8 protein-coding genes and 2 pseudogenes are annotated in these 10,160 nt (G+C 38.4%); 4 read left to right on the top strand and 6 right to left on the bottom strand.

The features are described from left to right. Window positions 1-752: 752 nt before the first annotated feature. Both AC2JBO_RS38510 and AC2JBO_RS38515 read right to left on the bottom strand, forming a co-directional pair. Window positions 753-1,719 (bottom strand): annotated as a pseudogene (locus AC2JBO_RS38510) (ABC transporter ATP-binding protein); the annotation flags it as partial. 87 nt (window positions 1,720-1,806) lie between these two features. Continuing rightward, window positions 1,807-3,201 carry an HlyD family secretion protein gene (locus AC2JBO_RS38515; RefSeq protein ID WP_496958912.1) on the bottom strand — a complete coding sequence of 465 codons (1,395 nt, stop codon included), beginning with the start codon at window positions 3,199-3,201 and terminating at the stop codon, window positions 1,807-1,809. 103 nt (window positions 3,202-3,304) lie between these two features. Here AC2JBO_RS38515 and AC2JBO_RS38520 point away from each other — a divergent pair, with 103 nt between their 5' ends. Further along, complete coding sequence (locus tag AC2JBO_RS38520; RefSeq protein ID WP_496958913.1) at window positions 3,305-3,937, top strand: TetR/AcrR family transcriptional regulator; 633 nt, start codon at window positions 3,305-3,307, stop codon at window positions 3,935-3,937. A 188-nt stretch (window positions 3,938-4,125) separates the two neighbouring features. Here AC2JBO_RS38520 and AC2JBO_RS38525 read toward each other — a convergent pair. Both AC2JBO_RS38525 and AC2JBO_RS38530 read right to left on the bottom strand, forming a co-directional pair. After that, window positions 4,126-4,575 (bottom strand): annotated as a pseudogene (locus AC2JBO_RS38525) (ISL3 family transposase); the annotation flags it as partial. Window positions 4,576-4,602: 27 nt separating this feature from the next. Continuing rightward, window positions 4,603-4,794: a hypothetical protein gene (locus AC2JBO_RS38530; protein WP_496958914.1), complete on the bottom strand. Its 192-nt coding sequence runs from the start codon at window positions 4,792-4,794 to the stop codon at window positions 4,603-4,605. A gap of 510 nt (window positions 4,795-5,304) precedes the next feature. Here AC2JBO_RS38530 and AC2JBO_RS38535 point away from each other — a divergent pair. After that, on the top strand, window positions 5,305-6,840 hold the full coding sequence (locus tag AC2JBO_RS38535; protein ID WP_496958915.1) for a hypothetical protein: 1,536 nt from the start codon (window positions 5,305-5,307) through the stop codon (window positions 6,838-6,840). Between the two features lie 59 nt (window positions 6,841-6,899). After that, entirely contained in the window at window positions 6,900-8,096 is a 1,197-nt protein-coding gene (locus AC2JBO_RS38540; RefSeq protein WP_496958916.1) for a DUF1822 family protein, read from the top strand. A 304-nt stretch (window positions 8,097-8,400) separates the two neighbouring features. Here the strand turns inward: AC2JBO_RS38540 and AC2JBO_RS38545 are convergent, their stop codons facing one another. Both AC2JBO_RS38545 and AC2JBO_RS38550 read right to left on the bottom strand, forming a co-directional pair. Continuing rightward, window positions 8,401-8,523, bottom strand: coding sequence for a helix-turn-helix domain-containing protein (locus AC2JBO_RS38545; protein WP_496958917.1), 123 nt, complete (start codon window positions 8,521-8,523; stop codon window positions 8,401-8,403). Between the two features lie 48 nt (window positions 8,524-8,571). Beyond that, on the bottom strand, window positions 8,572-8,745 hold the full coding sequence (locus tag AC2JBO_RS38550; protein ID WP_496958918.1) for a hypothetical protein: 174 nt from the start codon (window positions 8,743-8,745) through the stop codon (window positions 8,572-8,574). Window positions 8,746-8,969: 224 nt separating this feature from the next. Here AC2JBO_RS38550 and AC2JBO_RS38555 point away from each other — a divergent pair. Then, window positions 8,970-10,160, top strand: a 1,191-nt coding sequence (locus AC2JBO_RS38555) for a CHAT domain-containing protein (RefSeq protein ID WP_496958919.1), incomplete at its 3' end; no start/stop codon positions are given.

The following is a 10,160-nucleotide window of genomic DNA, read 5'->3' on the forward strand; positions in this document are numbered from 1 at the left end:
TCTTCAGCTTTGACCGTGGCAGCACTCGCAATCCCCGTCCGGCATGATAACACCACAGACTCTGACAGCAGATGCTGCAGTCATCAATGACTGTGATATCACAGAGTATACTCTTATCTGCCGCAAACACTGATTCACATCTGCCGCCGCTGCTGCCGTCACACCACTGACTGTTCTGCTGCTCCCCACCAAAACCTCTCCACCACAGGCACAACTCCCACCATGCATTCCCTCAGTCAGCCCGTCACGGCCTTGAATGGTTTGAGATCGACCTGACATGGTACGTGATCTGCACTTTGAAGGCGCTGGGCATTGTGTGGGACGTGCACGTGCCCAGTGAGAAAGCCAAGGCGCTAAAGCGCAGGAAGCCGGCTCCCATCAAGCTGACAGCCAAGGCAGAGTGACAAGATATGTTCCCAGCAGCTGCCTACTTTACAGTACAGTACAGTACCTAACAGTACAGCACAGTACAGCACAGTATCTAACAGTACAGTACAGTACAGTACAGTACAGTACAGTATCTAACAGTACAGTGCAGTATCTAACAGTACAGTACAGTACGTACAGTACAGCACCCAACAGTACAGTACAGTACAGTACCCAACAGTACAGCACAGTACAAGGACACGTGGGACTTGAACAGGGGCTGGATGCTTAGTCAACTGGGTGGCATGGTAAGGCAACGCAAGATGGGGTGGGCTGCGCGGGGGCTTGCACAGCAACCTGCAGCAGCTGAGTGCTGAGTGCTGAGTTTCCTCCTCGATATCTTGGGAAAGGGAAAAATTCCGGCGCCGAACCTTGTTGACGAAGACGGGTAACGAAAACGTTTTCTAAAGTGGGTTCGTTGCTTTCAATATCTGGTGATGGTAAATTATTTTCTTGTAAAAGCTGGCGAACTTTGGATTCACCCTTGACAGTATCCTTGACAAGAATATCTAAACGGTCGCCAAATGTTTGTACATCGGCAATATCTATTGGTACTGCTTCTAAAAGAACTTGTTCAACTTTGTCTAAAGAAGTTGTGCGAACTTCGAGACGATGCAAGCCTAAACTGTCGCGTAACTCTTTTGGAGTTGCAATTTCATGAATTTCTCCATCGTACATTAAAGCAATGCGGTCACACCTCTCTGCTTCATCTAAATATGGTGTCGCAACAACTATTGTCATTCCTTCATTGGATAATTCTGCCAACACATCCCAAAATTCTCGTCGTGATACTGGGTCAACACCTGTTGTCGGTTCGTCGAGTAATAAAACTTGTGGTTGCGATACCAATGCACAACATAATGCTAACTTTTGCTTCATTCCTCCAGATAATTGTCCTGCTAATCGGGCACCAAATTTATCCAAATCCATTAATTTTAGGTATTTATTGCGACGTATTATAAACAAATCATCTGGAACTTCTCGTAATCCTGCCGCATACCGCAAATTTTCATCTATGCTCAAATCCAAATATAGTGAGAATTGCTGTGTTAAATACCCAGTTTGCAAACGTGCAGAACGCGCGGGTTGTCCGAAAACCCACGCATTACCGGAAGTCGCTTCCATTACACCACCAAGAATGTGAAACGTACTTGTCTTGCCTGCTCCATCGGGACCTATCAAACCAAATAATTCACCTTTATTTACAGTAAAATTAATGCCCCGTACAGCCTCTAGCTTGCCATATTGCTTGTGCAGCGCGCGCACCTCTATGGCTATGGGTAAAGAATTCACCTCTCTGTGTCCTCTGTGTCTCTGTGGTAAATAGTAAGGTGGGCATTGCCCACCATACAAACGTATTGCACAGGCGGGACGCCCGTGCTACAACTTCAACAAAATATCAGCATCAGCAGGCATCCCAATTCGAGCGCAAGGTAAATCACCACCAGCGTAAGGACTGTTAGGATTAAAACAACCATCAGGATTTTCTACACTAATGCGAATTCCCACAACTTGCTTGACTCTATCCTTTTGGAAATAAATATTCTCTGGAGTAAAAGAAGCTTGTGGGTCTATAGATATTACTTTGCCATTTAAAGGAGTTTTCGGCGCCGAGTCGAGAAAAACTTTAGTAACTTGTCCGATACGAACTTTACCAATGTCACCTTCAGGAATAAAACCTCGTAAATATATAGTTTTTGGGTCTACTATTGTAATAATCTTGGTTTGATTGCTAACTACTGCACCTGGTTCAACAGAGCGTGCTGTTACAACACCATCAAGAGGACTAACTACGTTTAAATCTTTTTTAGAATCATTAATTTGAGTGACAATTTGCTGTTGCGATGCAAGTGCGTCTTTAACTTTCGCTTGAGCTGAATTAACTCTTGCTTGCGCCGATTTTAATTGAGCAAAGCTCTGCGCGCGTTTTCTATATAATGCTTGGAGTTGCGCGTTACGAATTCCTGGGTTAAAACTTGTGGTCTGGGTTTGCGTGAGTCCACCCTGAGCAGCAGTTAATTGTTCACGCGCGCTATTTACTGCTGCTTTTCGAGCTTCAAGGGTAGCAACTGCGGTATCGTATGTTGTTTGCGCTTGGTCAAATTGTTGTTTATTAATGGCGCCATCCGCAACTAGTTTTGCATATCGGTCGAGATTCAATGAAGCTAGTTTAACTTCGGATGCTGTCTGCTTCGCTTGTGCTTCAGATGCAGCAAGTTGTGCTTTTGCTGATGCAACCGTGGCAGAAGCTTGTTGTACTCGTCCAGTTGTATCTCCTTGTGACTGTTGAACGTTGAGTTGAGCTTCGCTAATTTGACTTTCAACTTGATCTATTTGGCTTTGAGCGCTTAGAACATCTGACTGTGCTTGCTGTTGGTCTGACTGCGCTGATGCTACGCGCGCTTGGGCGCCTCGTAACTGGTCGGCAAGTAGCAAATCATTGCTATCATCAAGCTTAATTAACTGTTGTCCCTTTTTAACGGCAGCACCTTCACGCACTGCAATATTTTCAATTCGTCCCGAACGCTTAACTCCAATATCAGTTTCGTAACCTTCAATACGTCCACTTACTCTGAGTGCATTTGCTGGTGCTTTTGGTGCAAGGCGCCAAATTGCAAACCCAACACCACCTAATAAAAGCAATGCTGCTAATAATAGCCGAATTGGTTTCTTTTTAGGTTTTGGCTTTGAGTCCTTCACATGGGCGCCAGGAAGTGATATACTCTCTGGCTCCTTTTCTGGAATATTTTCTGGTGATGGGGCAACCTGAGTCATAGGAGATACCCTCGGTTATAAAATAATTATGTATTTTAAAATCATACTAAACCGTCTAGTGTGACAATTTGCTAAAATACCAAAAAACTTAATACTCCTTGCCATGTCAAAATTCCTTGTTAACCAAAGCGAAACAGTTATAGCGAACCAAAAGCAAGAGCAAATATTACGAGGAGCAATGCGGGTATTCTTGAGTACAGGATACTCTGGAACGAGTATGGATAAGGTTAGTGCAGAAGCAGGAGTATCCAAGCAAACGATTTACAGCTACTTTGGTGATAAACAAGGATTATTCAAAGCTTTGATGGAATGGGTAACTATAGGAAATTTTCGCAGTGTATTTTGTGATGAGGAGTTTAAAGGCGAACCTGCGGTATTTCTACGTCAGCTTGGCGAAACTTTTTTTACACGAGTGGCGGATAATCCTGATTATTTAGGATTGTTTCGAGTTACTGTATCAGAATCTGAACGTTTCCCAGAATTAGCAAAGCTTTATACACAAACGGTCATTCAACAAGGACGCTCGCTGATGAGTGAGTATTTCTTATCTCATCCAGAATTGAAACTTGATGACCCAGATGCTATTGCACAAATTTTCTTCGGCTCACTAGTATCGCATGTTGTTGTGCAAGAGATGCTTTATGGTAAGGAGTTAATGCCATTATCGCGCGCGCGGTTGCTTGATAGTTTAATTGGGTTGGTTCTTGGCAACGGATACAACGGATGTAACGGATAGTATTATATTCATTATAATGTCATGCGCTCGGTACGAAGCATCTCCCTCTTGATTAGGATTAATAATTAGCCCTATAATCCCCGAATCTAACCATACAATTGCCATAGATTAAGAATATAATTTTTGTCCTTCAGGTCGATCTGCATCAATACTCTGTTTAAATCTTTCCCAAGCCGGTTCTTGCGTACTTAACGTGCTAAATTAATATTATAATGCCAAGAAAGTAAAGCTCTAAGCTCAAAATTCCGAAAGTTCCTAAAGCCAAATCCATTTCGTTTTATTAGCTTCAATTTATTATTAATTCCTTCTACTACCCCGTTAGTAGTTTTTCTTTCAAAATATCCGGCTACTTCTCCAAACCATCGCTTAATTGTCTTAACACTTTTCTGATAATAAGGTTCAGCTTTTTCTAACCAATCGAGTAACCCTAATATTCCTGTTCCTGAATCTTCACTCGTATCAAATAAATCGCGGAATTCTTCTTTCAATGAATGCATTATTGCTATTAAAGGAGATGCTTCTCTGATTGTATCTAATTTTTCTTTTTGTTTATCTGTCAAATTATCTTCTGCTTTTAAAATCCTAAATTTATTCCCTTTTAAACTATCAAAAACTTTTTCCCTATCCTTAACATTTATTCAATACCATGTGGCAGTTCGTCAGGATTAACTGCTTCTCGTAACAGTTGCGAGTGGAGGTACTGGGTTAAAAATAGCACTTAAATTTTGTATAAAACCTCCTGTGTTTAGAAAATCAAGTAGCCATCCTCGCAATGTGGGTGTAAATGTTTGAGCAGCGTAGCTAAGAGTACGGAGAACGGCGCCTGTATTTAGACGTAAAATTTCTTTTTCACCCAATACGAACCAAAATTGATTAAGGCGCCCATTACACCAGGAGATTTACTAATTGCTTGGATTATTGATAGCCACCAAGTTAGCGGTGATTGGAACGCGGCCGCGAATCTCTTAGGGTTGCAGTCATCTTAAATACACCTCCATCACACCGAAGTATTTGCAGCATCCAATCTTAACGTGCCTACAAACAAACGTATAATTATTTTTGTCCAGGTACTTACCTTGTCTAATTTTGATGATATATTACTTAAAAGTTGTTAACACCCCCTGCTCCCACTGCTCTCCCTGCTTGCCGTACAAGTATCAACCTTAAGGTGAAACAGTATTAGCGGTGGGATGAGCTTGATTGTTATCACTCGAATTAGAGAACAGCGCATGATTTTTGGCTTTTGTCCCAATATAGTAAGTAAGGTATAGTTAGCATTCACTGTTAATTAATCATTAATTCAACAGCGTTTATCTCAATGCTGAAAAAATTTCATACTTTGCTGCTGTAAATAGGAGATAGGTAGGATGATATTTCAAGAATTCTTTACATTACCTTTATTTAAAGAAGATGCCAAAGGACAAAAATATATTTTTTGGCAAGTAGACCAAAAATCACAAAAATATATAGCTAGTATAGTTAGTCAAAAACCAGATATACGTAAACCTGAATTAGTCAAAATACTTTTGCAAAATTTACAAAATGCTCCTGAAGATGAATTAAACAAAAGAGTTTGGATATCTTTTCTATCAAAGTTCAGCTATAAAGCCGCTTTGGAAATTAGAACAAACATAAACATAATCAAAATATCTCACATTTTTTTAGATTATGATTCTTTATTTCATGATTTATTTCAAATTGGCTTAACAAGTGCCTTATCTCCTGAAAAATTTCTAGGCAATCTTCTTAAAGATTCAGAATATCAAAATTTGGCTTTAAATATTTGGTATATAAAATTTGAAAAATATCTGAGAAAAAGAATGGAGGGATTACTCTGTGATAAGTTAAGAGAAATCGAAGGATTGAGAACATTTCAACGGAGTGAATTAGGGTTAGCGGCTAGGGCGACTAAAACAAGAGTTATCGCTGTTTTAAAACGCTTTGGGCTTAATGATACGACTATTTCACATTATGCCTTAGCATGGCAATGTTTTAAAGAAGCTAAGGATGCAGAAGTCATTGATATAAGTTTACCACAACCTCAAGCGTTTGAGGCTATTTGTAGCCGTTATCACCAATTGTCTCTGCAATTACCACAATTATTTCCCAATAAGCAGACTATAGATGGGACAGTTATTCAGCAATGGCTACAAGAGATTGGCAGAGCAATTCGTAATTATATTGATTTTGCTCAAATTTCCTTTGATGAACCAATTTCTCAAGATTCTGAAACCTTAACATGGCTTGACTTAATACCCGATGAAAATTCAATTATTCAAAGTAATGATATATCACATCATGAAATTGTAGAGTTTGCCAATGAATTAAGAGAACTTATCTATAACAAAATTAATAGTCTCAAGCCAGAAGAACAAAGAATTCCACTTTTTATACATGGCTTAAATCTATCGCAGGAAAAAATAGGTATAGAACTTGCTTCTAATCAGTCTACTATTGGTCGTCGCTATAAAAAAATGTTGTTAAAATTGTTAAGCCAATTAGGAATATGGGCAAATGAGTATTTACGAATAGATTTAAATTCGGAGAATCTAAATGAGCTTAAAATTTATTTACAAGAGTATCTTGATGTATTTTATCACGGTTTAATATATACATTTTTGGCTAATGCTATCCAAATACTAGAATCTCAACCCAGAGAAATTATGCGTATGTTTTGGTCGCAACAAATGAAGACAGAGGAAATTGCAGAGTTAATAAATTTTCCTTTATTACAAGTTAATAATAAACTTTTATTATGCAAAACGACATTAAAAATAGATATAGTAAAACAAATTGAAGCTATAATTAAGATGTCTTTAAATCCTGAAGGAATAGTATGTACTCAAGTCGGATTTTTATTGGATGAATGGTTAAAAATAGCTCCTTTTACCGAGCCAAATTAACAATACCTTCAAAAATCAGATATGAATTTAATAAAATTTAAAGTCTCAGGAGCTTAACAATGAATAGTAGTTGGAAAAATTTCAAAAATCTTACTTCCGAAAACTTGTGGTTAGAATTTTTAGAAACAGAACATAAACAAGCAGAAGCCGTGAAACACCTACAAAGTAATCAAATTGCTCGTCATCATGCTTATATCAATCATCTTTGTCTAAATGTCTTTTTACGGTGGTTAAAAGAAAATTGGGAATTAGAATCTGATTATCTAATTCCCAGCGCTACGGAATTGTCAAGTATTTGGGAAGTAGTCAATGGCACAGCCATAACTATTGGTCAAACCCGCCTGGTACTAATTCCTCATGATGCGGTTGATACAGAAGAATTTTCCGTGCCACAGGAATGGGTTGATATTCCTAACTTTGCTGCTAATTATTATTTAGCAGTACAAATAGATTTAGAACAAAACTGGATGCGAATTTGGGGCTATACAACTCATAAAAAATTAAAAGAAAGAGGTGTATATGACCCGATTTATCGTACTTATACTGTTAATGATGAAAATTTGATTCCTGATTTAGATATTATTTTGCTGGCTAGAGAAATTTGTGGTCAAGAAAAAGCAGATATTCCATCTCTACCTTCATTATCTGAGACAGCAGCCGCATCTCTTATAGCTAAATTAAGTCAATCATCTCCCTACTCTCCCCGTTTAGATATTAAATTTGCACAGTGGGGAGCATTATTAGCAAATGATACGTGGCGACAACAACTATATACTAAGCGAACTACGAAAGCACCGACAAAAATGTTGGTAAACCTTCATCATTGGTTAAAAAATAATTTTACCGAGTCAATTGAGGCTGGATGGCGTTCTGTGGCAGACTTTTCTATATCAGAACGAGAATTAGCAACTGTGAGAAATCATCCACAGTCTTATAACGTTCAGCAGGCCAAGTTATTAAATTTGCAGTTGCAACTTCAAGAGCAAGCTGTGATTCTTTTATTAGCGCTAACTCCAGAAGCAGATGGTAGAGTTGGGGTTTTGGTACAGGTACATCCTTACGCTAGTGAAAAACAACTACCTGCTTCTCTAACTTTGGCTCTACTCTCAGACTCATCACAACAACTCCAGTCAGTGGTTTCTAGAGAACGAGACAACTACATTCAATTACCGTATTTTAGATGCAATACAGGTATAAAATTTTACATAGAAATTGCCATTGCTGATGTCAGTTTGTTGGAAGAATTTATTATATAGCATTCCTATATGAGTTGTAAAAAATATATCTTCGTAGAGACCGGGTTAATAAGGTCTCTACAACGCATGATTTCACAAATGATTTAGGACTGCTATATAAAGAATTAAATTTATGTAGATGCTTTGCTTTCGTCTACTATAAGCGTGCGTACTACTACAAGCATTTATTTTGCTAGAAATGTCTGCCCTTGTTAAGTCAAATATAATTCTGCTGTAAAACTTTTTATGCTTCTTACTGTGTAACTGAGCTTGCCAAGTTCTAGCTCGGTCTGCTTCCGTAACCGGAGCTTGTGTTTAATATAGTTTATGTTAGTAATGTAGAGTTAGCTGTCGATTCACTGACTCCAAACTGAATACCTAAAAGTTGAAATGTCGTCATATGTCTAAGATAAACTAAAGTTAAAATTATCTGCTCTTGCACAGACATTATTGGTTTACGTCCACCTCCACCGGAAATTATTCTAGTTTTCTGCGATTATATTACAGCTTGTTTTTCATTGTGCAATCGTTCTGCATTTTGAATCAGCTGTTGTAGTTCTGGATACCAAGACCAATCAAGCGTTGTGTCTCTTGAGGATTTTCTTCGATATGACTCAGTATAGAACCCATGTTTTAGCACCCAAAAACATCTATTATATTCTTTTACCATAAAATATTACTATTTTGGAGATGTCTTTTATTAAAACTTTATCTAATTCCTTTTATTCTTCATAAAATATCCCCAAAAAACCTGTATATATAATTACATGTGTTAAAAGTATCTTGTATGAAAAATAATAAGGGCTATCAATTACTAGTAAAAATTTATACTTTTATTTTCATTTTTAACCCGTATTTGAGTGTGGAACATTTAACCTACATAGTTAACCAGCAATGAGTAAGCGCGTTATGTTCAATTTTGGCATAGGTAGTCTTGAAGCAGGATTTCCCTCAGTTATCGCTGAATTATGGGAAATTGATGGAGCGAGATCGCAACAATTAGTTGGCAGCTTACCACCAGCACCAGACATTATTACATGTTATCGTGATTGGAAACATTTATACAATGCTCTGACACAACGTATAAGGCGCAGTTACGGAATTGAAATTGAAAGCGCCAGTTTGACAAACGTTTCTCAGGATGATTTACATAGTTTATGTCAGCGCTTAGATACAGAAATTAACTATTGGCTGAATGCAGAAACCTTCCGCAACATTGAGAAAAAATTGCGGACATGGCTGAGTAATACAGACGAAGTAATGCTTGTTATTGAAACTAGTGATGACTTATTGTGGCGCCTACCTTGGCATTTGTGGGAGTTTGTCAAAGACTATCCGCAATCAGAAGTAGTTTTGAGTTTGTTGGAATCAAAGCAGGTAGCTTGCAAATCGCCAAAATCTTTTAATCAACTGCGCGTACTGGGTATTTTGGGAGATAGTCGGGGAATTGATATTGATACAGACAAAAATCTTTTAAAACAGCTACCGGGGATAGTGCCCACATTCTTATTGGAACCAGATCGCAAAACTATAAATGATGCATTATGGCAGCAGAGTTGGGATATCCTCTTCTTTGCTGGACACAGTTCCAGCCAAGCAGAGGATAACAAAGCCAAGATTTACATTAATGAAAACCCAGAAAATAATAGTTTGAGCATCACTCAGCTACAACATGCTCTATCCAAAGCAATTGAGCAGGGCTTGCAGCTAGCAATTTTCAACTCATGTGATGGCTTAAGCTTGGCCCGACAACTTGCTAAGTTATACATCCCGCAAATTATCGTCATGCGCGAGGATGTACCAAATTTAGTAGCGCAAGAATTTCTCAAGTATTTTTTAGAAGAATTAGCACATGGTAAATCTTTAGTGCTGGCAGTACGACGCTCGAGGGAAAGGCTGGAAGGATTAGAAAATGAGTATCCTTGTGCTAGTTGGCTACCAGTGATTTGTCAAAATTCGACAACAGAATTACCAACTTGGCAGGTATTGCAGGAAACAACGCCACACCATCGTCCTGTTTCAAGACCAATTCAAAACCGCAAGCGTACTCTAATAGTTATGATGCTAGCGAGTTTCATAGTCACA

It is taken from the genome of Calothrix sp. CBUCES-K 9914, assembly GCF_059640475.1.